Annotated in this window: 23 protein-coding genes; 16 read left to right on the top strand and 7 right to left on the bottom strand. The window is 66.5% G+C overall.

What is annotated here, in order from left to right:
- Positions 1 to 69: 69 nt before the first annotated feature.
- Positions 70 to 810 carry an AAA family ATPase gene (locus ACK4HJ_RS15620; RefSeq protein WP_409833268.1) on the bottom strand — a complete coding sequence of 247 codons (741 nt, stop codon included), beginning with the start codon at positions 808 to 810 and terminating at the stop codon, positions 70 to 72.
- 202 nt (positions 811 to 1,012) lie between these two features.
- Between ACK4HJ_RS15620 and ACK4HJ_RS15615 the strand changes: the two genes are divergently transcribed.
- The 3 genes from ACK4HJ_RS15615 (at position 1,013) to ACK4HJ_RS15605 (ending at position 3,702) form a co-directional block, all read left to right on the top strand.
- Positions 1,013 to 1,930 (top strand): hypothetical protein, encoded by a 918-nt coding sequence (locus ACK4HJ_RS15615; RefSeq protein ID WP_409833266.1) that lies wholly within the window; start codon positions 1,013 to 1,015, stop codon positions 1,928 to 1,930.
- 111 nt (positions 1,931 to 2,041) lie between these two features.
- Positions 2,042 to 2,581 (top strand): sigma-70 family RNA polymerase sigma factor, encoded by a 540-nt coding sequence (locus ACK4HJ_RS15610; protein ID WP_409833372.1) that lies wholly within the window; start codon positions 2,042 to 2,044, stop codon positions 2,579 to 2,581.
- Positions 2,578 to 3,702, top strand: a complete 1,125-nt coding sequence (locus ACK4HJ_RS15605) for an ankyrin repeat domain-containing protein (protein ID WP_409833264.1) — start codon at positions 2,578 to 2,580, stop codon at positions 3,700 to 3,702. Before ACK4HJ_RS15610 ends, ACK4HJ_RS15605 begins: the two co-directional genes overlap by 4 nt.
- A 60-nt stretch (positions 3,703 to 3,762) precedes the next feature.
- Here ACK4HJ_RS15605 and ACK4HJ_RS15600 read toward each other — a convergent pair whose 3' ends face one another.
- Together ACK4HJ_RS15600 and ACK4HJ_RS15595 are read right to left on the bottom strand one after the other, a co-directional pair.
- Entirely contained in the window at positions 3,763 to 4,641 is an 879-nt protein-coding gene (locus tag ACK4HJ_RS15600; protein WP_409833262.1) for an HDOD domain-containing protein, read from the bottom strand.
- A gap of 242 nt (positions 4,642 to 4,883) precedes the next feature.
- Positions 4,884 to 5,819, bottom strand: coding sequence for a LysR family transcriptional regulator (locus tag ACK4HJ_RS15595; protein WP_409833261.1), 936 nt, complete (start codon positions 5,817 to 5,819; stop codon positions 4,884 to 4,886).
- A 127-nt stretch (positions 5,820 to 5,946) separates the two neighbouring features.
- Here ACK4HJ_RS15595 and ACK4HJ_RS15590 point away from each other — a divergent pair, with 127 nt between their 5' ends.
- Both ACK4HJ_RS15590 and ACK4HJ_RS15585 read left to right on the top strand, forming a co-directional pair.
- Positions 5,947 to 6,591, top strand: a complete 645-nt coding sequence (locus ACK4HJ_RS15590) for an FMN-dependent NADH-azoreductase (protein WP_409833259.1) — start codon at positions 5,947 to 5,949, stop codon at positions 6,589 to 6,591.
- 273 nt (positions 6,592 to 6,864) lie between these two features.
- A complete protein-coding gene (locus ACK4HJ_RS15585; protein WP_409833257.1) occupies positions 6,865 to 8,358 on the top strand; it encodes an alanine/glycine:cation symporter family protein in 1,494 nt (497 codons plus the stop codon).
- A 168-nt stretch (positions 8,359 to 8,526) separates the two neighbouring features.
- Here ACK4HJ_RS15585 and ACK4HJ_RS15580 read toward each other — a convergent pair whose 3' ends face one another.
- The 3 genes from ACK4HJ_RS15580 to ACK4HJ_RS15570 form a co-directional block, all read right to left on the bottom strand.
- Positions 8,527 to 10,887, bottom strand: coding sequence for a putative bifunctional diguanylate cyclase/phosphodiesterase (locus tag ACK4HJ_RS15580; protein ID WP_409833255.1), 2,361 nt, complete (start codon positions 10,885 to 10,887; stop codon positions 8,527 to 8,529).
- A gap of 205 nt (positions 10,888 to 11,092) precedes the next feature.
- Positions 11,093 to 11,929 (bottom strand): MetQ/NlpA family ABC transporter substrate-binding protein, encoded by an 837-nt coding sequence (locus ACK4HJ_RS15575; protein WP_409833254.1) that lies wholly within the window; start codon positions 11,927 to 11,929, stop codon positions 11,093 to 11,095.
- Positions 11,930 to 12,161: 232 nt separating this feature from the next.
- Entirely contained in the window at positions 12,162 to 13,253 is a 1,092-nt protein-coding gene (locus tag ACK4HJ_RS15570) for a DUF6817 domain-containing protein (RefSeq protein WP_409833252.1), read from the bottom strand.
- A gap of 207 nt (positions 13,254 to 13,460) precedes the next feature.
- Here ACK4HJ_RS15570 and ACK4HJ_RS15565 point away from each other — a divergent pair, with 207 nt between their 5' ends.
- From ACK4HJ_RS15565 to arsB, 8 genes are all read left to right on the top strand, one after another.
- Entirely contained in the window at positions 13,461 to 14,450 is a 990-nt protein-coding gene (locus ACK4HJ_RS15565; protein WP_409833250.1) for a bile acid:sodium symporter, read from the top strand.
- Between the two features lie 90 nt (positions 14,451 to 14,540).
- Positions 14,541 to 14,870 (top strand): ArsR/SmtB family transcription factor, encoded by a 330-nt coding sequence (locus tag ACK4HJ_RS15560; RefSeq protein WP_409833248.1) that lies wholly within the window; start codon positions 14,541 to 14,543, stop codon positions 14,868 to 14,870.
- Between the two features lie 34 nt (positions 14,871 to 14,904).
- Positions 14,905 to 15,411, top strand: a complete 507-nt coding sequence (locus ACK4HJ_RS15555) for an ArsI/CadI family heavy metal resistance metalloenzyme (RefSeq protein ID WP_409833246.1) — start codon at positions 14,905 to 14,907, stop codon at positions 15,409 to 15,411.
- Positions 15,412 to 15,631: 220 nt separating this feature from the next.
- Positions 15,632 to 16,678, top strand: a complete 1,047-nt coding sequence (locus tag ACK4HJ_RS15550; protein ID WP_409833244.1) for an ArsJ-associated glyceraldehyde-3-phosphate dehydrogenase — start codon at positions 15,632 to 15,634, stop codon at positions 16,676 to 16,678.
- The gene (gene arsJ, locus ACK4HJ_RS15545) at positions 16,675 to 17,976 is read left to right on the top strand and encodes an organoarsenical effux MFS transporter ArsJ (protein ID WP_409833242.1); all 1,302 of its coding nucleotides are present in this window, start codon (positions 16,675 to 16,677) and stop codon (positions 17,974 to 17,976) included. Before ACK4HJ_RS15550 ends, arsJ begins: the two co-directional genes overlap by 4 nt.
- Positions 17,973 to 18,302, top strand: a complete 330-nt coding sequence (locus ACK4HJ_RS15540) for an ArsR/SmtB family transcription factor (protein WP_409833240.1) — start codon at positions 17,973 to 17,975, stop codon at positions 18,300 to 18,302. Before arsJ ends, ACK4HJ_RS15540 begins: the two co-directional genes overlap by 4 nt.
- 40 nt (positions 18,303 to 18,342) lie before the next feature.
- Positions 18,343 to 18,843, top strand: coding sequence for an arsenate reductase ArsC (locus tag ACK4HJ_RS15535; protein WP_409833238.1), 501 nt, complete (start codon positions 18,343 to 18,345; stop codon positions 18,841 to 18,843).
- Between the two features lie 4 nt (positions 18,844 to 18,847).
- The gene (gene arsB / locus ACK4HJ_RS15530; RefSeq protein WP_409833237.1) at positions 18,848 to 19,876 is read left to right on the top strand and encodes an ACR3 family arsenite efflux transporter; all 1,029 of its coding nucleotides are present in this window, start codon (positions 18,848 to 18,850) and stop codon (positions 19,874 to 19,876) included.
- Positions 19,877 to 19,954: 78 nt separating this feature from the next.
- Here the strand turns inward: arsB and ACK4HJ_RS15525 are convergent, their stop codons facing one another.
- A complete protein-coding gene (locus ACK4HJ_RS15525) occupies positions 19,955 to 20,506 on the bottom strand; it encodes a DUF1566 domain-containing protein (protein ID WP_409833370.1) in 552 nt (183 codons plus the stop codon).
- A 196-nt stretch (positions 20,507 to 20,702) separates the two neighbouring features.
- Here ACK4HJ_RS15525 and ACK4HJ_RS15520 point away from each other — a divergent pair, with 196 nt between their 5' ends.
- From ACK4HJ_RS15520 to ACK4HJ_RS15510, 3 genes are all read left to right on the top strand, one after another.
- A complete protein-coding gene (locus tag ACK4HJ_RS15520; protein WP_409833235.1) occupies positions 20,703 to 21,482 on the top strand; it encodes a GNAT family N-acetyltransferase in 780 nt (259 codons plus the stop codon).
- 40 nt (positions 21,483 to 21,522) lie between these two features.
- On the top strand, positions 21,523 to 21,864 hold the full coding sequence (locus ACK4HJ_RS15515; RefSeq protein WP_409833233.1) for a hypothetical protein: 342 nt from the start codon (positions 21,523 to 21,525) through the stop codon (positions 21,862 to 21,864).
- 208 nt (positions 21,865 to 22,072) lie between these two features.
- Positions 22,073 to 23,395, top strand: a complete 1,323-nt coding sequence (locus ACK4HJ_RS15510) for a hemolysin family protein (protein ID WP_409833231.1) — start codon at positions 22,073 to 22,075, stop codon at positions 23,393 to 23,395.
- The last annotated feature ends 48 nt before the right edge of the window (positions 23,396 to 23,443 follow it).

The raw sequence follows: 23,443 nt of genomic DNA, 5'->3' as shown, positions 1-23,443 counted from the left end.
CAACTGGGCGGTGGGGGCGAGGGCCAGCGCCCCGCCCCGCAGGAGAGCCGCAGCGGCACTAACGTGGGCTTAGCCGCTCTCGTCGTCCGCCAGCAACTGCTCCAGTCGCCTGGGGTAGTTGTTCAAGAAGTCGCGCGTGACCGCAAAGTGGTCGGTGTCCTCGAATGCCACTTCCGACAAGCCCGAACCATCAAACTGGACAATCTTGGCGTGGGGGTAGGACAGCAGGATCGGCGAGTGCGTGGCGATGATGAACTGCGAATCGTCCTGCACCAACTGGTGGATGACCGACAGCGCGGCCAGCTGCCGGCTGGGCGACAGGGCGGCCTCGGGCTCGTCCAGCAGATACAGGCCTTTGCCCCGGAACTTGTGCGTGAGCAGCGCCATGAACGCCTCCCCGTGAGAGCGGGCATGCAACGACTGGCCGCCATAGCTCTCCAGGTAGCCCACTTCATCCATGAAGGTCGCCACGTTGAAAAAACTTTCTGCCCGCAGAAAGTAGCCGTCGCGCGGCTTGCGAAAACTGCGTGCCAGCCGCAGCACCTCGTGCAGCGGCGACACCGACTGCGTTGTCGCCAACTGGAAGTTGCGTGTACCCCCCTCCGGGCTGTAACCCAGTGCCAGCGCAATTCCTTCCAGCAAGCTTGACTTTCCGGAGCCGTTCTCGCCGACGAAAAACGTCACGTCGCGATGGAACTCCAGCAGGCCCAGCTCCCGCACGGCGGGGATGCTGTAGGGGTAGGCGTCGTAGTCCACCTCCGCGTCGGGGCGGATGCGCGCGCTTTGCAAGTACGGTTTGGCAGCAAGCATGGGCTGCATGCTAACGGGGTGATGGCGCACCGACCGATCGGGTCGCCGGACACGCCTTCGCCGGTTGTGCCGGTTGTGCCCGCTTGACGCCACCGCATCAATCCTCGCAGCAATTGGTGGATTTTTTTTGCACCCGGTTAACCCCGTTCGCCCGCCCCGTTCGTTTCACCCAGCACCACCACTTTTCTTTGATGGAGCTGCCATGAAACACCGTTCACGCCCCCTGCCCGTTGCCACCACCCTCGCTGCGCTTGCTGCGGTGCTGGGTCTGGCGCCCTTGCACGCTCAGGCGGTCGGCCAACTCGCGGATGTCACCATCGTGGACCGGGACACCGGCGCCACCTTGCCGGTGCACCGGGCCAAGGGCGAATACTGGGTAGCGGGCCGCCCGGGCGCGCGTTACGCCATCACCGTGCGCAACCGGCTGGGCGAGCGCGTGTTGGCCGTGCCGTCGGTGGACGGCGTGAATGTGCTCAGCGGCGAGACCGCTGCGTGGGACCAGCGCGGCTATGTCTTCTCGCCGTACGAGCGCTATGAGATCACCGGCTGGCGCAAGAGCAGCACGGAGGTGGCGGCGTTCGAGTTCTCCAGCATTGGCGACTCGTACGCCAGCCGCACGGGTCGACCCGCCCATGTGGGCGTGATCGGCGTGGCGCTGTTCCGCGAGCAGCCGGCGCCCACGCCACGATACCCGTCCGTCGTGCCCGAGCCCTACAGCCAGCGCCGCGACAGCAGTATCGAAGGGGGCAGCAACGCCCCTTCCAAAAGCCTGGAGCGCCTGCGCGAAGAACCCGCCAAACCAGCCTTGCCCGCCGCACCGGCGCCTTCGGCCGCGGAGGAGTCCTCCGCGCGTGCACAGTCCGCCGACAGATTGGCCAAGGCAGGGCCACTGCCCGCGCCCCAGCTGGGCACGGCCCACGGCCAGCGCGAGACGTCGGTGGTCACCCACACCACCTTCACGCGCTTGCAAAGCCACCCCAACGAGATCATCAGCATCCGCTACGACAGCATGGCCAACCTGATTGCGCGGGGCATCATCCGCGAGCCCATTGCAGGTCCGCAGGTACCGCGCGCGTTTCCCAGGTCGGACAGCTATTCGTACGTGCCAGACCCCCGGTGAACACGGCGCAAGGGCGGACTCCGGTCACTCATGGGGCCCTCGCATAATGCCCGGGTGCCCGCCACCCCTCCCGCCAATGCCAACAACACCGAACCCGCTGACGAAGCGCTGATGCTGCGCTACGCCGCGGGTGACATGGGCGCGTTTGACCTGCTGTATGCGCGGCATGAATTGGCCGTTTGGCGCTTTGTGTTTCGCAGCATCAAGGTGCAGGCCCTGGCGGACGACCTGCTGCAGGACGTGTGGTTTGCGGTGGCGCGCAGCGCCGCCCGCTACCAGCCCACGGCCAAATTCCGCACTTGGCTGTTCACGCTGGCGCACAACCGGCTGGTGGACCACCTGCGCACAGCCAGGGACCACGCCACCCTGGATGCCAGGGAAGACGACGCGCGCACGTTGGCCGACACGCTGGTGGCAGACTCGGGCTTCGGGCCCGTGCGGCAGCTGCAGTCGCGGGAGCAGGCGGCCGCATTGATTGCGGCGGTGGAGCAGTTGCCCCTGGAACAGCGCGAGGCCTTCTTGCTGCAGGCCGAAGGCGACCTCAGCGTGCAGGAGATTGCCGATGCCACCGGCGTGAATTTTGAAACCGCCAAGAGCCGCCTGCGATATGCGCGGGCCAGCCTTCGCCAGCACCTCAAGGAGTTTGCATGACGCGGCAGGACGACGAGCTGGTCCGGCGCTACCACGAGGCCAGCGAACAGGAAGGCGCCCGCCCCGGCCCCCAGGTGCGGGAGGCCGTGCGCGCCCATGCGCAGATGCTGGCCGCGGCTGCCGCAGCGCAGGCCAAGGCCGCCGATGCACCGCCGTCCATCACCCCCACCACTGCGCGGCCCGCGGCCAACCAGTCGCGCTGGAAGATGTCGGCCCTGGCGACCGTGGCGGTGGTGGGCCTGGCGGGCCTGCTGATGCTGCAGTTTGACCGCGGCACACCAGAGGAGCGAGACACCGCTTTTGGCACGCGGCGCGCCGAGGTGCCGGCGCCTGCCGTCACGCCACCCGCCCCGGCCGCAACTCCCGCAACTCCCGCAACTCCCGCAACTCCCGCAACTCCCGCAACACCCGCTCCATCCGGCGGCGCCACCGCTGCGCAAGACGCCGCACGCGCACAAAGCCGCACCCTGCAGCCGCCCCCGTCGCCCTCGCCCGCACCGGCAAGTCCGCACGCAGCCGAATCGCCTGCAAAACCCCTCGCCAAGGCCGCCCCCTCGGCCGCACCCGCGCCTGCTCTGCCGCCGGTGGTGGCCGAGGCCGAGGCCCCGGCCCAGCGCAGCCGTGCGGCCGAGGCCCTGTCAGGCTTTCCGGCATCGCCCGCCAAGCCAGCGGCCCCGCGGCCCGCCGCGCGGGCCGATGCAGACGAACGCGCGGTATTGCAGGAGCAAGCCGCCCCGCGGGCCCACGCAGTGTCGCCGCCGTCCGCAGCCGCCCCGGCAGCCGCAACAGCGCCCGCCGACCGCAGTCAGGGCGATGCCCAGGCCGCCCCAAAGTCGCGAGCCATCGCCCTGCCCATCGCGTTGCGAGACGCCGCCCGCGCCGGCAACGCCCGCGAGGTGGAAGCGCTGGTGGCCCAAGGCGCACCTGTGGACGGGCGCGACACGGCCGGCCGCACGGCCCTGATGATTGCTGCGCTGAACGGCCATACAGCCGCCGTGCAGGCGCTGCTGGCGCTGGGAGCCCAGACCACGCTGGTTGATGGAGAAGGCCTGAGTGCATCGCAGCACGCCCGCCGCTGGGGCTACGGCAGCATTGCAGACCTGATTGATGCTGCGCGCTGACCCGCACGGCGGGCAGGCCCACCTACACGGCCATCAACGCGGGGTGCCCCTGGGCCGACGTCAGAAGCGCACGGCCTCGAACTGCGGGTGCAGCGCGTCGATCCAGTGATTCAGCTCGTCTTCCGACACGTCGAGGTGCTGCATGCAGGCCTCGCCATGCTCCTGCCATTCGCGCGTGGGTGCCAGGTTGTCATGGTGGTTGACCAGGTACTCGGCTAGCAGGCCCAGCGCCACCAAGTGGCGCACGGTCGGGGCAAAGCGGTCTTCGCCCAGGCACGAAAAGTCGTGGTGCAGCCAAATGGCCTGGGCCACATCGCCCGGCAGGTGCCAGGTGCGCGCCACGATGGCGCCCATCACCGCGTGGTCGGTGCGGTGGTTGGCGTTTTCGGTCTGGGTGAAGGTGCGGTCCTTGCGGGCCAGCGCTTCGGTCACCGTGCTGCCGTAGCCGCGCACAGCCTTCACCAGCACGGGCATGCCCACGTGGCAGAACAGGCCGAAGCTGTAGCCCAGGCCCGGGTCCAGGCTGTAGAGCTGGTGGCCGATGTGCTCGCACGCAATGGCGCGGCGCTGCGAACTCTCCCAGAAATGCTCCAGCAGCGGCGAGCGCACCATCAGAGCATTGCGCGTGATGAAGGCCGACAGCAGTTCCACCGACGGCTGCAGGCCCAGCACGGTGAGGGCCATGCCCACGGTCTGCACCGGGTGGGCCAGCCCGTAGATGGGACTGTTGGCCAGCCGGATCAGCGCTGCGGCCATGGCCACATCGGATGACGCCAGCTGGTCCAGCGCCACCGAATCCAGCTCCGGCTCGGCCATGATGGCCTGCAGCCGCAGCAGCGACTCCGGACACGGCGGGATCACGATGGCACGCACCGCGGGGTGCACCCGAGCTTGCCGGATGTGCTGGTCGATGGGGTGTGAGGAGGCGGCAGCGGTCACAAAAAACCTCGGCAGCCGCCTTCGCGGTGCCCGGGCCGAAGCCGGACCACCTGCGGTACGGAAGGCCGCCCTTACAGTTGCAATTCGTTGCATTGTGGCGCCAAAACGCGGCCGCAACGGCGCAATGCAGCGCGGTGGCGGGTCTTTTAGTGCCCGACCAGATAACCCGTGAGCGCTTGAGCGCGACCGTGAGCGTTTTCCCGCCCAGGGCGGCCCTTTGGGCCCCTTGCACTGGCAGCGACTCAGATGTCCGCGCCGTCCATGCCCTGCAGCGTGGGGCGACTGCGTCCCGGCATGGCCTCGCCCAAAAAATCCAGAAAACGGCGTACCGCAGGCGACAGGCCCCGTCGAGAGGGGAAGACGGCATGCACGATGGCCGGGGCCGGGGCCCAGTCGGGCAGCACACGCACCAGCTTGCGGTCGCGCATCTCGTCCTGGCACATGTAGTCGGGCATCCAGCACACGCCCGTGCCCGCCACGGCTGCAAACTTCAGGGTGAGCAGGTCGTCAGCCACGTAGCGCGGCGTGTGCTGCACGATCTGCTGCACGCCACCAGGGCCGATCAGGCTCCAGGTGGATTTGCCGTCTGGCGCAGACATGGAGATGCTGTCCAGCCGGGCCAGGTCTTCCAGCGTCTTGGGTGTGCCCTGGCGGATCAGCAACTCCGGACTGGCCACCAGGATCTGCGTGGTGTGATCGAGCCGCTTCACCACCATGCTGCCGCTGTCATCCAGCGTGGGGCGCACGCGCAGTGCGACATCGATACCCTCTTCCACCAGGTTCACGGCGCGGTTGCTTACCAGCATGTCGATGCGCACTTCGGGGCAGTCGGCCAGAAAGCGGGGAATCAGCTCAGCCACCACGGTCTGGGCCAGCGTCACCGGGCAGCTCACGCGGATGGTGCCGCGCGGCACCGTCTGCACCTGGGCCACCGTGTCGGCCGCGGCTTGTGCTGATTCCCTCATGGCCTGGCAATGGCGCAAATAAGCCTCGCCCACTTCGGTCAGCGACAGCTTGCGGGTGGTGCGCTGCAGCAGGCGCACGCCCAGCTGCGTCTCCAGGTCAGACACGCGGCGCGACAGGCGCGACTTGGGGATGCCAAGGGCGCGGCCCGCAGCGGCAAAGCCCCCGCGCTCCACCACTTCGGCGAAATACAGCATGTCGTTCAGGTCTTGCATACCGAGCATCGTTCTATGGATGGAACAATCTATCGCAAGTTCAGTGCCTTATCAACAAATAAGCGCGTCTCCACAATTCACTCCATGGCCACACGCCGTGGCTGCCCCACCCTCACCGGAGATCCTCATGCAACTGCTTCACATCGACTCCGCCATCACCGGCGACCAATCCGTCTCGCGCCAGCTGACCGCCCAGACCGTAGCTGCTTGGCAGGCTGCACATCCCGGCACCACGGTGCAGTACCTGGACCTGGCCGCGCAGGCGCCTTCGCACCTGTCGGCCCAGTCGCTGGGGTTCCGCACCGGCCAGGCCGCCGCCACCGAGGCAGAGCGCGCTGAAAACGCGCTGTCCGAAGCCCTGGTGAGCCAGTTCCTGGCCTCCGACGTGATCGTGATCGGCGCGCCGCTGTACAACTTCTCCATCCCCAGCCAGCTCAAGGCCTGGATCGACCGTCTGGCCCAGGCCGGCCGCACCTTCAAATACACCGACAAGGGCCCCGTGGGCCTGGCCGGTGGCAAGACGGTGATCGTGGCATCCACCCGCGGCGGCGTGTATTCGACCAGCGAAGGCGGCCAGGCGATGGAGCACCAGGAGAGCTACCTGAAGGTGGTGTTTGGCTTCTTCGGCATCACCGACGTGCGCTTTGTGCGCGCCGAAGGCGTGGCCATGGGCCCGGACGCCAAGGCCACCGCGCTGGCTGCCGCCCAGCAGGCGATTGGCACGCACACCAGCGTGGCCGCAAACCAGGCGCGCGTGTCGCAGGCAGCCTGAGACGCCTGAGCCCGGACAGTCTGCGCGCGCAACTTCGCAGGCATCCACCACCCCATCGACCCGGCCTTGTGCCGGGTTTTTGCCTTGGGCCACCAAAATTTGCATAAAAAGTGGCTCAAGCGCTTATCCAGAAAGCGCTAGAAGCTATCAATTTGATAGTTTTCGGGTTCAATCTCCGACCCCGTTACTGGGCTGTTGCGCGGTGGCGGCGGCACCGTGCGGGATGATGGCCGCCCCACAGTCACAGCCACAGCGTCCACCACCCGCGCTGCCATGCCGCCCACCGCTCACCCGCCTACACCCGCCCCAACCAACACACAGGGCGTGGACGAGCGCATCAGCGCCGCGCTGGCGCCGTATGCGGACGCGGTGTCGGGCACGATCTTCCACTCCGTGCCCGTGGGCGGCACGGAGTTTCCGCTCATCGTGGGCTGGCTGATCGTTGCGGCGCTGGTGTTCACGCTCGCGTTCCGGGGCATCCAGCTGTGGGGCTTTGTGCATGCCATCGCCGTGGTGCGCGGGCGCTATTCCAACCCGGCCATGCCGGGCGAGGTGACGCCGTTCCAGGCGCTGACCACGGCGGTGTCGGGCACGGTGGGGCTGGGCAACATTGCGGGCGTGGCCGTGGCGGTGAGCGTGGGCGGTGCGGGTGCCACGTTCTGGATGGTGGTGGCCGGGCTGCTGGGCATGGCCTCCAAATTCACCGAGGTGACGCTGGGTGTGATGTACCGCAAGGTGGACCCCGTCACCGGCGTGGTGGCAGGTGGCCCCATGCGTTACCTGCGCACTGGGTTGGCAGAGCGCGGCTGGCCCGTGCTGGGCCGGGTGCTGGCCGTGTTCTTCGCCGTGTGCTGCGTGGGCGGGTCGCTGGGCGGGGGCAACATGTTCCAGGCGAACCAGAGCTTTCAGCAGGTGGTGGGCGTCACCGGTGGTGCCGACAGCGTGCTGGCGGGCCGGGGCTGGGTGTTTGGACTGTTGCTGGCGGCCGTGGTGGGCATGGTGATTCTGGGCGGCATCCGGTCCATCGCCCGCGTGACGGAGGCAGTGGTGCCCTTTATGGCCCTCACTTACGTGGGCGCCGGCCTGGTGGTGTTGGGTCTGCATGCCGACCAGTTGGCTGGCGCAGCGGCGCAAGTGGTGCTGGGCGCGTTCTCTGCCGAAGGAGTGGCGGGCGGCGTACTGGGCGCCATGGTGCAGGGCTTCAAGCGCGCGGCGTTTTCCAACGAGGCGGGTGTGGGCTCGGCGGCCATCGCGCATTCGGCGGTGCAGACGGACCAGCCCGTGTCCCAGGGATTTGCTGCGCTGCTGGAGCCCTTCATCGACACCGTCGTCATCTGCACGGTCACGGCGCTGGTCATCATCGTTACGGGCCATGTGGATGCGGGCGGGCTCACGGCGGCGGCGGGCGATGCGCGCGGGGTAGCGCTGACATCGGCCGCCTTTGCCAGCGCAGCGTGGTGGTTTCCATACGTGCTGGCGCTGGCCGTGGTGCTGTTTGCTTTTTCCACCATGGTCACCTGGGCCTACTACGGGCTGCAGGCCTGGAGCTACCTGCTGGGCGACCATGCAGCGACGGGGCTGGTGTTCAAGCTGTTGTTTCTGGCCTGCGTGGTGGCGGGTGCCAGCATGGACCTGGGCCCGGTCATCGATTTTTCGGACGCAATGATTTTTGCGATGGCGCTGGCCAATATCGTGGGGCTGTACTTTTTGCTGCCGGTGGTGCGAGATGCGCTGCAGCGTTATCAGCGGGCGCTGCGCAAAGGCTGAGAGGCCGAGAGTCTTTTGTCCCGGCCCGCCCTGCACGCCAAAACGCTCCGGCTCATCGTTGCAAATGCTCGCCATAGCCCGAGCTATGGCTGTGCTTTGCGCCTCCATCCGAAGCTTTTTTGCGCGCCTTTCGGGCCCGGCCAAAAAACTCTCAGCCTCTGAGGCGGTTCACGCGCTGGATACAGCCGCTGCAGCACCCTGCACAGGCAGCGGCGTCAATGGCTGCAGCGGCTGAAGTGGTTCCACCGGCTGCAACCACGCCTCGGCCAGCTGCGCAGGGGGCATGGCAGCGGCAAACAGCCAGCCCTGAAACCGGTGGCAGCCCATCTTGATCAAAAGCTGCAGTTGCTCTTCGGTCTCCACCCCTTCAGCCACCACCTGCAGGCCCAGCGTGCGGGCCAGCGTGTTGACGGTGGCGCAGATCTCGCGGTCGTTGGCGTCGGCCACGATGTCGCGCACAAACACCTTGTCGATCTTCAGCTCGCCCACGGGCAGGCGACGCAGCTTGATCAACGACGAATGCCCGGTGCCAAAGTCGTCAATCGACAGGCCGAAGCCCGCGTTCTTCAGATCCAGCGCCGCACCGTAGAGCGACTCGTCCAGCAGTTGGGACTCGGTCATCTCCAGCACCAGGCATGCGGGCGGCACGCCGGTGCGCTGCGCCACGGCCTGCAGCGCCTCGGCGAACCGTGGCTCGCGCAGCTGGATGGCCGATACGTTGATCGACATCACGGGCACGTCAAAGCCTGCAGCCCGCCACTGCGCCACCTGGCGGCAGGCGGCCTCGAACACCCACAGCCCCAGGGGCACGATGAGCCCACTGTCTTCCGCCAGAGGGATGAACTCGTCCGGTGGCACGGGCTGGCCGTCCAGCGACCAGCGCAGCAGGGCCTCCACGCCCACCAACTTGCGCTCGGCGTTGAACTGCGGCTGGTAGACCAGGGTGAAGTCGCCGTCGCGCACAGCCTGGTGCAGTCGCCGGCGCAGCGCCAGGCGCGTGCGCGTGACTTCGGTGAACGCCTCGATGTAGAAGCGGTAAGAGCCGCGCCCCGCACTCTTGGTGGCGTGCAGCGCCGAGTGCGCGTGCTGGACCAGTTCGGTGCAGCGGGCGGCATCGTCCGGAAACAGGCTGATGCCGATGCTGGCGCCCATGTACTGCGGGCCCACATCCGACAGCTCCCACGGCCGGGCCAGGCCTTCGACGATGGAGGCTGCCAGGTCCGCCAGCTCGGTGCGGGACGGCACGCGCAGCAGCATCACGGTGAACTGGTCGTTGGTCAGCCGCGCCAGCAGCCCCCGGCCCGCCAGCAGCGCCGTGATGCGCTGGGCCGCCTCGGCCAGCAGTGCATCGCCCACGCGGTGGCCATAGGTTTCGTTCACGCTCTTGAAGTGGTCCAGGTCGATCAGCAGCAGGGCCACCCGGCGCTCGGCCACATGGGGCTGGCGTGCGGCCTCGGCCACGGCACGCTCCAGCGTGTCCTCAAAAAAGCGCCTGTTGGGCAGCCCGGTCAGCGCGTCGAAATGCGCCACCTGGTAGAGCTGTTCTTCATTGCGCAGCACCGCAGCCTCGGCTGCGCGCAGGCGGTTCAGCAGCCCCACCACAATCACCTGGCGCAATGCGGCCAGCAGCAGCACCACCAGACAGCTCACAAAGATCAGCACCTGCAACCCCGCGCGACCGTCGCCTGCCACAAACAGCAGCGCCAGCGTGATGGCGGCCAGCGTCATCGACACCAGCGGCACATAGTTCATGGCCCGGTCGCACCGCGCGCGGTAGTCCGCGTCGTGCGATACCTCAAACTGCAACCAGCGTGCGCCCCAGCCCAGCAGCAGCGCCGACACGCTGAAGCTGGCGTTGGCCCAGCTGCCGGGCACGATGTTGCCGCCAATGGCTAGCAAGTTCCAGTGCATCCAGCTCAGGCCGTAGCCAAACATGCCCGCCAAGACCAGCCCATGCGATGGCATGAGCCGCAAGCCCACCGTGGGGATGGCCAGCGCGGTGACGCCCGCCGCCGCCAGAAACACTGCGGGGTAAAGCACCAGCACGGTGCCCACGGCCACCGACTGCATCTTTTCGGCTGGCAGATAGATGACGAGGGTGAACGCCACCAGCGCCAGCACGGCGCCGCCAAAGTCCAATGCGGCGGGGTAGATGCGGTCGCGTGACAGTCGGGCCACGGTGGACCGGATCACCGTCACTGCCCACACGGGGGCCGCCGCCAGAAAGAACAGGTCGGCCGGGGCCGGAAAGGGGTTCCAGTCCAGCAAAACCTGCAGGTTCCACACCAGCTGGCCCACGGCCAGCAGCAGCGCGCCGACGAACAAGCCGGTGTGCAGCCGGCGCTCTGCATGCTGCACCGGCGCGCGGCCTTGCCACGCCCACCAGGCTGCCAGGGTGATGGTCAGCGTCCACGAGGCGTTGTCCAGAAGCAGTTGCACGCGCACGTCGTCCATGCCGGGTGACAGCACGTAGCACACCATCGCCAGCATGACGCATGCTGCGGAGAAGATGCGCTCTGCCAAGGACATGGGTGAGAGTTTGGCGGGTGGTTGTTACTGAACGTTTCGCTTGCATTGTGGCGGTAAGCCGCCCTCGCAGGAATCTCCTACCGGACGTGCGGGGGAATGCACCTGCAAAAATGAGAGCGCCCAGCGCTTGCTGGGCAAGCGTTGGGCGCCATTTTTGCTTGAAATCAAAGGCTGTGGTGCCAGAGCACAGCGCTCCGGCCCGGCTTCAGAACCCCGGCAGCACAGAGCCCTTGAACTCGGTCTGGATGAACTTCTTGATCTCTTCCGATTGGTAGGCCTTCACCAGCTTGGCCACCCAGGGCTTGTCCTTGTCGGCTTCGCGCACGGCGATCAAGTTGACGTAGGGGCTTTTGGCATTTTCTTGCGCAATGGCGTCCTTGCCAGGGTTCAGGCCGGCCGACAGCGCAAAGTTGGTGTTGATGGCAGAGGCGTCCAGGTCGTCCAGCGAGCGGGGCAGCTGGGCGGCATCCAGTTCGACGAACCTGATCTTCTTGGGGTTGCTCACCACGTCCAGCGGTGTGGCCTTGAGGCCCGCGCCATCACGCAGCTTGATCAAACCTTTGTCTTGCAGCACCAGCAGCACACGGCCGCCGTTGGTGGGGTCATTGGGAATGCCGAACTTGGCGCCTTCCTTCAGGTCTTCGAGTTTCTTGACCTTCTTGGAATACAGGCCAATGGGGAAGTTGACGGTATAGCCCACCGACACCAGCTTGTAGCCGCGGTCGGCCACCTGCGCGTCGAGATACGGCTTGTGCTGGTAGCTGTTGGCGTCCAGGTCGCCCGCAGCCAGCGCAGCATTGGGCTGCACGTAGTCGCTGAACTCGATGATCTGGATCTTCAGGCCGTCCTTCTCGGCAACCTTCTTCACCTGCTCGAAGATCTGGGCGTGGGGGCCGCCCGTCACGCCCACCTTGATGGGCTTGTCCTGGGCCATGGCGCCCGACGAGAAAGTAGCAGCGGCAGCCAGTGCGAGGGCGGATTGCAGGAGAAGGCGCTTGTTGTTGTTCACAGGGAAAACCTTTCGTTGAGAGATGGCTCGCATACTAGGGTTTCCCCGATAAAACTGGAACAACTAAGTTTTCATTTCATTACAACTCATTCGAATAAGAAGACGAGGCCCGTGCCCCCACCCCACCTCATGAAACTGGCGCGCGCCCGGCGAGGGCAGCCGAGCAAGGGCCGCCCGACAGCGAGGGCTGCGTCCCCCTTCCCGAATTGCGAAGCGATTCGAGCGAAGGGGGAAGTGGCGCAGCCACTCAGGGGGAGGTTCCAAATCAACTACGCAGCGCCACGTTGTTGAGCTTGTCCAGCCGCTCCGGCCAGGAGCCCTCCACCATCGCGCCCTGCAGCAGGATGCGCGTCCACGCCACCCAGGCGTCCCATTGCACGCGCTTGTCCCAGGCGTTGCCCCAGGCACTGAACAGGTGCAGCGCACTCGACGCTGCGGCCTTGGCATCATCCCTGCGGCCGGCCGACAGATAGAGCTGGGCCAGCACCATTTGCGGCTCGGCCACCCATGGGTTGTGGCGGATGGCGCTCTCCAGCACACCGGTGGCGACGTCCAGGTCCACCAGGGGTTGGTCTTGCTGGATGACGGACCAGTAGAGCGACGTGGCTGCGGCCTCGTTGGCGGCCGACAGCAGCTGGCTGCATTCGGCAAACACGGGCGGCAGCGGCAGCTGGTGCTTGAGCCCCGGGTGCTGCAGGGCTTTGCCCAGGGCGCTGATCTGGTGCAGCATGCGCCCGCTGGGCCGCATGGGCCCGGGCCACAGCGATGCGGCCCAATGCGCCTTCTGGTGGCGGTGCTGCACATCCGGAAAACGCGAGAAGATGTCGTCTTGCCAGCTGAACCACTGCTCGATGGTGTCGGCCATGCTCACGATGATGAAGGCGGCCACCTCGTACGGTGTGAGCGTGTGCGGCTGGCCGTCCTTGCCGTCCAGCACCATGCTGCCGTCGGCCTCCAGCGCGTGCGACAGCACCTTTTGCACAAACTGCGTGCGCGACTGCGTGCAGAACAAATACACCAGGTGCTCGGCCGACTCGCCGGCCAGCTCGCGCACACGGGCGCGCTCCTTGGCCGGGTCGAACTTCACCAGGTCCACAAACGCATTGCCGTACACGCTGTGCAGCAGGCCCAGCAGGCGCACATCGCGCGGCTGCTGCCACAGTGTGAGCGACCGGGCCACCCCCACGAGGTGGTGGCGGAAGGTGCCCGCCTTGTGCCAGTCCTGACCCACGTTGCGGGCCAGCACGGTGGGCAGCACGGGAGCCAGCTCGGCGTCGCGGGCCAGCCATTCTTCGTCCAGCAGTGGCAAGGCGCGCGCCAGGATGTCAGTGTCCAAGGGATGCAGGGGCAGGCTCATGAGAATGTCTCCGGGTTTTCTGTGGGGGGTGGCGGGCCAGCGCGTGGTGGCCGATGTGTGCAAGTATGGCCGCTTGCCACTGCCCTCTGCCAGTGGTGTGGCATCGGCATGCAACATTGCCATAAAAATTGGCACCTAGCGCTTAACCATCAAGCGCTGATAGCTATTATTTTGATATCAAAGTCACTTACCAAGGCTTTCCCGCCCATGCACCGCATCACCCTGGAGCGCCACCAGGTCTGGCTCTATTTGCTGGCCCTGGGACTGGGGTTGGCCGCCGGGAGCGCACTGCAGGGCAGCGCGGCGTGGCTGGAGGCAGCGTTGTGGCCGCTGCTGGCGCTGCTGCTGTGGGCCACGTTCTTGCAGGTTCCGTTGCTGCAGTTGCACCACGCCCTGCGTGACTTACGGTTCACCGGGGCCGTGCTGGCAGGCAACTTTGTAGCCATGCCGCTGGTGGCCTGGGCGCTGGTAGAGGCATTGGCACATGTGCAGCCCGACCCTGCCGTGCGCCTGGGCGTCCTGCTGGTGCTGTTGGTGCCGTGTACCGACTGGTTCATCACGTTCACCCAGCTTGGCCGGGGCGACGCCTTGCGCGCTACCGCCATCACGCCGCTGAACCTGTTGCTGCAACTGGTGCTGCTGCCCGCGTACCTGTGGCTGATGGGCGGTACCGCCACCTTGCCCGCGTGGGATCCTGCCAGGCTGGCGCCCGCCCTGCTGGTGCTGCTGCTGCCCCTGGCCGTCGCGGCGGCGCAGCAGGCGTGGGTACGCGCGGCGCCGCCCGCCCTCCAGGCGCGGCATGAGGCCGTGTGCAACGCCCTGGCCTGGGGTCCTGTCCCGCTGCTGGCCGGCGTGCTGTTTGTGGTGGCCGCCTCCCAGTTCGATGCCGTATGGCAGGGGCTGGGTGTGCTGCCGCAGGTCGTACCCGTGTTCACCGCCTACCTGCTGGCGGCTGCCGTGCTGGCGCGTGTGCTGGCCCGCGCCTGGAGCCTGCCCACCGCGCAAGGCCGCACCCTTGCGTTCACGCTGGGCACGCGCAACTCGTTTGTGGTGCTGCCGCTGGCCTTGGCCCTGCCCGCGGGGTGGGAAGCGGCTGCAGTAGTCATCGTGGCGCAGTCGTTGGTGGAGCTGCTGACCATGGCGCTGTGGCTGCGGTGGGTGCCCGGGCGCCTGTTTCCATCGCGCAATTCCGCCTGACCAGCCGTTAGCCATTGGCGTTGCCCCGCACACCGGCGAATTTGCTGCGCAGAGTTGCAATCATTTCAATAATCGTTGTATTATCGAATCATGAACGAAACCGATGTCATCCGCTCCCTCGCCGCCCTGGCCCACGAACTGCGCCTGCGCGCCTTCCGCGCGCTGGTGGTCGCGGGTGACGAGGGCCTGACGCCAGGAACCCTCTCCGAGCAGTTGGGCATCGCGCCCAACACTTTGTCGTTTCACCTCAAAGAGCTGGCCAGCGCCGCGCTGGTGACCCAGGAGCGCCAAGGGCGCAACCTGGTCTACCGCGCTGCCTACCCCGCTATGAACGGGCTGCTGGCCTACCTGACTGAGAACTGCTGCCAAGGATCCACCGCCTGCTTGGACGATGGCGCCACCGGTTGCCGCAGCTGCTGATCTGAATATCCCCCCACTGAAAGGACGAACCACCATGAAGCGATTCCATGTCCATATGCACGTGAGCGATCTGAGCCAGAGCATCGCGTTCTATTCCCGGCTGTTCGCCGCCCAGCCCACCCGCGTGGAAACCGACTACGCCAAATGGATGCTGGACGACCCGCGCGTCAACTTCGCCATTTCCACCCGGGGCGCCAAGACCGGCCTGGACCACCTCGGCTTTCAAGTGGACGACGCGGACGAGCTGGCTGAACTCAAGGCCCGTGCCGAAGCGGCCGACATGGCCCTGCTGGACGAAGGCGCCACCACCTGCTGCTATGCGCGCAGCGACAAACACTGGGTGACCGACCCCGAGGGCATCGCCTGGGAGCACTTTCACACGCTCGGGAACATCCCGCTGTTCAACGAGGCGGCAACGTCCGGCAGCGCTGCGGCGGCCTGCTGCCCCACCGATGCACCCACTGCCAGCGCGGTGCCTGCACCAGGCGATAAAGCCCCGTGCTGCGGCCCTGCGGCCGGCAGTCCGACGAAGTGCTGCTGACACGGCCACCCCTCCACTCCACAGAAAGAACTGCTCGGCGGGCCCATCCGCTACCGGGCTGTTGCTTCTTGGGGGCCTGTCGGGTTTGACAGGGGCCGGACGACCTGGGCCCCGCCGCACCAGCGAATGCCAGGCGTTCTGTCATAGAACTGCCACGCAATAGATCAATACTTCAACGATTATCGAAACAATGAACGAAGCAGCGCTCAGGAGCAACCGAATGAAAGTAGGCATCAACGGCATGGGCCGCATCGGCCGTTTGGCGCTGCGTGCAGCCATGGGCGCCGCAGAGCGCCCCTACGACGACCCGCGCGCCACCAACCGGCTGGATGTAGTCCACGTCAACGAGATCAAGGGTGGCGCGGCCGCCACCTCCCATCTGCTGGCCTTTGACACCGTGCAAGGCCCTTGGCGCGCACCGATCGCGGCGGAGGATGACGCCACCCTCAGCGTGCAGGGCCAGCGCATGACGTTCAGCAGCCACGCCACACCGGCGGAAATCCCTTGGGGCGATCTGGGGGTGGATGTCGTTTTGGAATGCACGGGCAAATTCCTCTCCCCCGAGACCTTGCAAGGCCACCTGGACCGGGGCGCCAAGCGCGTGATCGTGGCGGCGCCCGTCAAGACCGGCGACGTGCTCAACATCGTGGTGGGTGTGAACCATGAACGCTACGACCCCGCCCGCAACCGCATCGTGACCGCCGCATCGTGCACCACCAATTGCCTCGCGCCAGTGGTGAAGGTGATTCATGAAAACCTGGGCATCCGCCACGGGCAGATCACGACCATCCACAACCCCACCAACACCAATCTGGTGGTGGACGCGCCGCACAAGGACCTGCGCCGTGCCCGCAGCGCCATGATGAGCCTGGCCCCCACTACCACGGGCAGCGCCACGGCCATTGCACTCATCTACCCGGAGCTCAAGGGCAAGCTCAACGGGCACGCCGTGCGTGCGCCGGTGCTCAACGCGTCGCTGACGGACTGCGTGTTCGAACTGAACCAGCCCGCCACAGCCGAGGCCGTCAATGCGCTGTTTGCAGCGGCTGCCGCACAAGGCCCGCTGGCAGGCATCCTGGGGTACGACGAGCGCCCCCTCGTCAGCGCCGACTACGCACGCGACACGCGCAGCTCCATCGTCGATGCGCTGTCCACCATGGTCACCGACGGTACGCTGCTGAAGGTGTATGCCTGGTATGACAACGAAATGGGCTACGCCTGCCGTATGGTGGACCTGGCCTGCCACATGCAGAGCGCAGGCATATGACCGCCACGGCCCACACGCCTGCGCCGGGCGGCAACCGCAACGCCGCCGCGCGCAACTACGCCATCGTCACCGCCGCGTACTGGGGCTTTACGCTGACCGATGGCGCGCTGCGCATGCTGGTGTTGCTGCACTTCTACCGGCTGGGCTATTCGTCGTTCACGCTGGCATTTTTGTTCCTTCTGTACGAGGCGGCGGGCATTGCCGCCAACCTGATCGGCGGCTGGCTGGCCACGCGCTACGGCATTGCACGCATGCTGGCGGTGGGGCTGTCCACGCAGATCATCGGTTTTGCGTTGCTGTCTTTGCTCAATCCTGAATGGACTGCCGCAGTATCGGTGGCTTGGGTGGTCGTGGCACAGGGCATCTGCGGCGTGGCCAAAGACCTTACTAAAACGGCTAGCAAGTCGGCCATCAAGATCACGGCCAGCCAGGCCAAGGACCAGGGCTCGGGCCAGCTCTTCCGATGGGTGGCATGGTTCACCGGCAGCAAGAACGCCATGAAGGGTGTGGGATTTTTCCTGGGCGGGCTGTTGCTGGACCTGCTGGGTTTTCGCGGCGCACTGTGGGCCATGGCAGGGCTGCTGGCAATGGTGCTGGCGGGCGTGGTGGTGTTTGTGCCGCCGCTCATGGGCAAGTCCAAAGCGTCCAAGTCGGCCAAGGAGCTGTTTGCCAAAAGCCGGGGCATCAACCTGCTGGCCGCGGCACGCGTGGCGCTGTTCGGCGCACGCGATGTCTGGTTTGTCGTGGGCGTACCGGTGTTTCTGTATGCCTCGGGCTGGACCTTCACCATGGTGGGCGGCTTCCTGGCCGCCTGGACCATTGGCTACGGCCTGGTGCAGGCCCTGGCGCCACAGATCGTCAAACGCAGCACCGATGGCCTGAGCACCGAAGTGCCCGCCGCGCGCTGGTGGTCTGCCGCACTGGCTGTGGTACCCGCGCTACTGGCCATGGTGGTGTACTTGCAAGTGCCCCACCTGGAATGGGTGGTGGTGGCGGGGCTGGGGGTATTTGGGGTGGCGTTTGCCGTCAACTCGTCGGTGCATTCGTACCTGATATTGGCTTACGCGGGCAGCGAAAAGGCGGCGGAAGACGTGGGCTTTTACTACGCCGCCAACGCCCTGGGCCGCTTCATCGGCACGCTGCTGTCGGGGCTGCTGTACCAATGGGGCGGCCTGCTGTATGCCCTGGTGGGTTCGGCGGCCATGCTGCTCATCTGCTGGCTGGTGACGCTGGCCTTGCCTGCCGCCCTGCCGCACCCCGCCAAAGATGCACTGCCGCTGGGCGGAGATCCGGCATGACCGATTCCGAAGCCGTGCAAGCCCTCGCAGCGTTGGCGCAGGAGTCCCGCCTGCGCGCCTTCCGCCTGCTGGTCGTGGCAGGCCCCCGAGGCATTACCCCCGGACAGATGGCCGAGGCGCTGGGCGTATCGCCCACCTCGCTGTCCTTCCACCTCAAGGAATTGCTGCATGCGGGCTTGATCACCCAGGAGCGCGAAGGCCGCAACCTCATCTACCGCCCGCATATCGACGCGATGAACCGGCTCCTGGGCTTTCTGACGGCCAACTGCTGCCAGGGCGAGCCCTGCCTGGACGCTGCGAGTCCGGTGCAATGCACTACCTGCTGACAAATCTGACGAATCCACCCACCGAAAGAAAGACCTTTCCATGTCTTACCGCGTCTTCAACGTCCTGTTCATCTGCACCGCCAACTCGGCCCGCAGCATCATGGCCGAAGCCATCCTCAACCAATTGGGAGCCGGCCGGTACCGCGCGTACAGCGCGGGCAGCCATCCGGCAGGTCAGGTCAACCCATACGCCGTCGAGCTGCTGCAGCGCAACCGCTTTCACACCGGCGACGTGCGCAGCAAGAACTGGGAAGAATTTGCCCGCCCCGATGCGCCCGCCATGGACTTTGTGCTGACCGTGTGCGACAACGCAGCGGGCGAAGTCTGCCCGGTGTGGCCCGGCCAGCCCATGTCGGCCCACTGGGGCGTGGCCGACCCTGCCGCCGTGCAAGGCACCGAAGAGGAAAAGCAGCGCGCGTTCACCGAGGCCTTCATCACGCTCAACCGCCGGATTACCATCTTTCTGAGCCTGCCCTTCGACAAGCTGGACAAGCTGTCCCTGCAAAGCGAACTGCGCCGCATTGGCACCGTGCAAGGCTGACACCATGGGGTTGTTCGAGCGGTTTCTGAGCGTGTGGGTGGGCTCTGGCATTCTGGCCGGGGTGGGCTTGGGCTTGGCCACGCCCGGCATATTCCAAGCCGTGGCCGGGCTGGAGCTGGCCCACGTCAACCTGGTCGTGGCGGTTTTCATCTGGGTGATGATCTACCCCATGATGATCCAGATCGACTGGAGCGCCATCAAGGATGTGGGCAAGAAGCCGCAGGGCCTGATGCTGACGCTGGTGGTGAACTGGCTCATCAAGCCCTTCACCATGGCGGCGCTGGGCGTGCTGTTCTTCCAATATCTGTTCGCGCCCTGGGTCAGCCCCCAGTCCGCCAGCGAATACATCGCCGGCATGATCCTACTGGGCGTTGCGCCCTGCACAGCCATGGTGTTTGTGTGGAGCCAGCTCGTCAAGGGCGACGCGAACTACACGCTGGTGCAGGTGTCGGTCAACGACCTCATCATGGTGTTCGCGTTTGCGCCCATTGCCGCCTTCTTGCTGGGCGTGACGAACGTCACCGTGCCGTGGCAGACGCTGCTGTTGTCCACGGTGCTGTACGTGGTGCTGCCCCTGCTGGCGGGCATGGCCACACGCCGCGTGCTGCAGGGGCGCTCTCCACAGGCGCTGGGGCGGTTCGTCGCTGCGCTCAAGCCCTGGTCCGTGGTGGGCCTGATTGCCACAGTGGTGCTGCTCTTCGGTTTCCAGGCCGGCACCATCGTGGCTCAGCCGCTGGTCATCGTGCTGATTGCCATCCCGCTGGTGCTGCAAAGCTACGGCATCTTCTTCATCGCCTGGGCCGGCGCGCGCTGGCTGAAGCTGCCGCACAACGTGGCGGGGCCGGCGTGCCTCATCGGCACGTCCAACTTCTTCGAGCTGGCCGTAGCCGTGGCGATTTCGCTGTTCGGACTCCACTCCGGGGCGGCGCTGGCCACTGTGGTGGGCGTGCTGGTGGAAGTGCCGGTGATGCTGTCGCTTGTGGCCATCGTGAATGCGTGGAAGCCGCGCGCCGAAAACGCGGCGTTGCGGTAAGCCAGGAGTAGTGCTGCGCCGGGAGCCCGGCGGTCCGCACCCTCGGGTGCACGCGACCCTGATTCGTACTGAATCTTCTTAACGCCGAGCGGTCCCGGGTGTATGTGCCCGCACCAGCCGCACCGGCAGCTTGCTGCCGCGCGCCACGTCACCGCGCGCCTCGCCCGTGGTCAGGCTGACGGCCCAGCCGTTGAGTTGGGCCATTTGCGCGGCGCCATCGCCATTGCGGTCCTGTCGGATGGTGTTGTAGTTGTATGGATTGCTGCTGCGCAGCGGGCCGGCATTGACGGTGGAAGTCCAGTGCCACAGGTCGGGCGCCGCCGGGAACAGCTTGCGGTCCAGGCCCGGCGGCGTGGCTGCCTTGTTGAACAGGCGCTGCAGCTCGGCAGCGCGTGGCAGGCGCCACTCCATGCCCTCGGCTTTCCAGCGCGCCGTGGCCAGGGCGGCGGCCTCGGCGCGGTCCAGCAGCAGGGGCTGGCCGGTGCAGGTGGTGCCAGTCCACCGCATGCCCTCCACGCAGCGCGGCCAGGCCAGCTGCGCGCGCACGTCGATCACGTAGGTGCCATCGTCCGACACCGTCCAGTCCGCATCACCCGTTTGCGGCGCAGCGCCTGCTGGCAGGCCCCACATTGCCAGCACGCTACACAGCAAAGCTGATACTGCTGAGGCAAAACGGCCTCGGGTGCGCAGCGCCAAGGTGATCATCGGACGCGAAGGAACGGGCGCGGAATAGTGCATGGCGGCAAGCCTACCCGGGCCGGCGTCGGCGCGCCATGGGTCCATATCAATACCGCGCGTTGTCCACGCCAGTTGGTATAACCTGCTCATGACGACTCCCGCTGCTCCCGCCACGGCCTCGGCCGTACCGATGGCCCTCATCCGCGCGCTGGAAGAACGCAGCTTCAACGCTTGGCCCGCGCGCCAGAACGTGCTGCACCGCGGGTGGGTTTTTCGCATTTCGGGTGGTTACACCAAGCGCGCCAACTCGGTCAACGCTGTGGTGCCGGGCGCGCCGTTTGACGGCGTGCGCGAGGCAGCCGCGGCGCTGTATGCCCGCCACGGCCTGCCCACGGTGTTCCGCATATCGCCCCTGGCGCCAGCGGAGGCAGACCAGGAACTGGCTGAGGCCGGCTATCGGCACTTCGACCCTTCGCTGGTGCTGCACCGCCCGCTGGCTGCTGGTGCACTGCCGCCGCCCTCCAGCGGGGTGATCGTGACGGCTACGCCGCCCGATGCCTGGCTGAGCGGCTTTGCCGCTGCCAACGGCGTGGCCCCGCACCACCGCGCACTGCACCGCAGCATGCTGGACGCGATTGCCCATCCCACCGCGTACGCTCTGCTGCACGCCGACGGCCTGGCCGTGGGCTTTGGCCTTGCCGTGCTGGAGCGCGGCGCCGTGGGCCTGTATGACCTAGCCGTGGCCCCCGAACACCGCGGCAGCGGGCGCGGCCAGGCGCTGGTGCAGGCCCTGCTGCATTGGGCCGCCCAGGCGGGCGCCACATCCGCTTATCTGCAGGTGCGGCAGCAAAACGCCGCCGCGCTGCGGCTTTATGACAACCTGGGCTTCAAGCCCGCATACGGCTACCACTACCGGGTTCCCGCCTGATCCCGGGCTCGCCATGGGCGGTCCCTATAATTCAGCCACCATGCACCGGCGTCTTTTCGCAGCTTTGATCCTCCACTTTCTGTTGTGCGTAGGGTTGTCGGCTGTGGGTTGGAACCCAGCGGAACCAGCGCCCCACGGGTCCGAGACGACGGCGCAGGGCGCATCGCACGCGCCCGCCGCACCTGGCGCGCTGTCAGACGCTGACGACCACGCCCTGCTGGACGACAAGAACGATCTTCCCGAACCGCTGGAACCTCGCCCCCTGGCCAGCATGGGCGTCACCCTGCCGGCAGATGCCACAACGCCGCCGGTAAACCGCCCGCTCTCTGTCGTGGTGGCGCCGCCGCACAAACCTCCCAGGACTTCCGGCCGCTTCGCCTGAGCGTGCCCCGCGCACGCCGCCGCGTGCAATCCGAGCCAACAACTCGCACCTTCTGATCCGAAGTCCTGCGCAGCTACTCCCGCGTCTTGCATTGCTGCTCACCACTCACAGGCGCCCTCTGCCCTGTGGACCTTGCTCACAATTTTTTTGCGCCACGGCCACTGCTCCGCCGCAAGCGCGCCCTGAAACCGATCCACGCCACTCCATCATGGAAATAGCAATACTGTTCGCCCTCATCTTCCTCAACGGCCTGTTTGCCATGTCAGAGATCGCTCTGGTCACGGCCCGCAAGGCGCGGTTGCAAAAGCTGATTGATGAGGGCGATAGCGGCGCCGCCGCCGCCGTGAAGCTGGGCGAAGACCCCACGCGTTTTCTCTCCACCATCCAGATCGGCATCACGTCGATCGGCGTGCTGAACGGTATCGTGGGCGAGGCCGCCTTGGCCGGCCCCCTGGCCCTGTGGCTGGAAGCGCTGGGGGTGCCCATGCCCTTTGGCAGCTACGCGGCCACCGGCCTGGTGGTGGTGCTGATCACCTATTTCTCCATCGTGGTGGGCGAGCTGGTGCCCAAGCGCATCGGCCAGTCCTACCCCGAGACCTTTGCCCGCCTGGTGGCGCGCCCCATCAACCTGCTGGCTTTGGCGACCAAGCCCTTCGTGCTGCTCTTGTCCACCTCCACGCGCACGCTGCTGCGCCTGTTGGGGGTCAAGGAGACCAGCGGCAGCCCGGTGACCGAAGAAGAGATCCACGCCATGCTGGTGGAGGGCACCACGGCCGGTGTGATCGAGTCGCACGAGCACACGATGGTGCGTAACGTGTTCCGTCTGGACGACCGCCAGATCGGCTCACTCATGGTGCCGCGCGGCGACGTGGTGTGCCTGGACGTGGATGCGCCCTTTGAGGACAACCTGCGGTGCATCGAGGAGTCGGACCATGCGCGGTTTCCGGTGGTGCGCGGGGGCATGGACAACATCCTGGGCGTGATCAATGCGCGCCAGTGGCTGTCGCGCCGCCTGCGCGACGATGCCCACAACCTGGCGGATCAGCCGCTGCAGACGGCGCTGTATGTGCCCGAAACGATCACGGGCATGGAGCTGCTGGACAACTTCCGCCTGTCGGACGTGCACATGGCCTTTGTGATCGACGAGTACGGCGAGGTGCAGGGCATCGTCACGCTGCAGGACCTCATCGAGGCGATCACCGGCGAGTTCCAGCCGCGCGACCCAGAGACATCTTGGGCGCTGCAGCGCGAGGATGGAAGCTGGCTGCTGGATGGGCACATCCCCGTGCCCGAGCTGAAGGACCGCCTGAACCTGGACACCGTGCCTGAGGAAGAACGCGGGCGCTACCACACGCTCAGCGGCATGATCATGCTGCTGACGGGCCGCCTGCCCAAGGTGACCGACACGGTGCAGTGGGAGGACTGGAAGCTGGAAGTGGTGGACATGGATGGCAAGACGATCGACAAGATCCTGGCCACGCGCATCCCCGCGCCGGAGGTGCCACAGCCTTCTGCCGAGGTATCACTGTGACCCATACCATACGTGCATTTCAAGGCCTCCCTGCCGTTCCGCTCGCAG

It is taken from the genome of Acidovorax sp. (genome assembly GCF_046294525.1).
Classification (GTDB): domain Bacteria; phylum Pseudomonadota; class Gammaproteobacteria; order Burkholderiales; family Burkholderiaceae_C; genus Acidovorax.
Note: the sequence above shows the minus strand (reverse complement) of the source record. Positions and strands in the feature narration are given on the sequence as shown.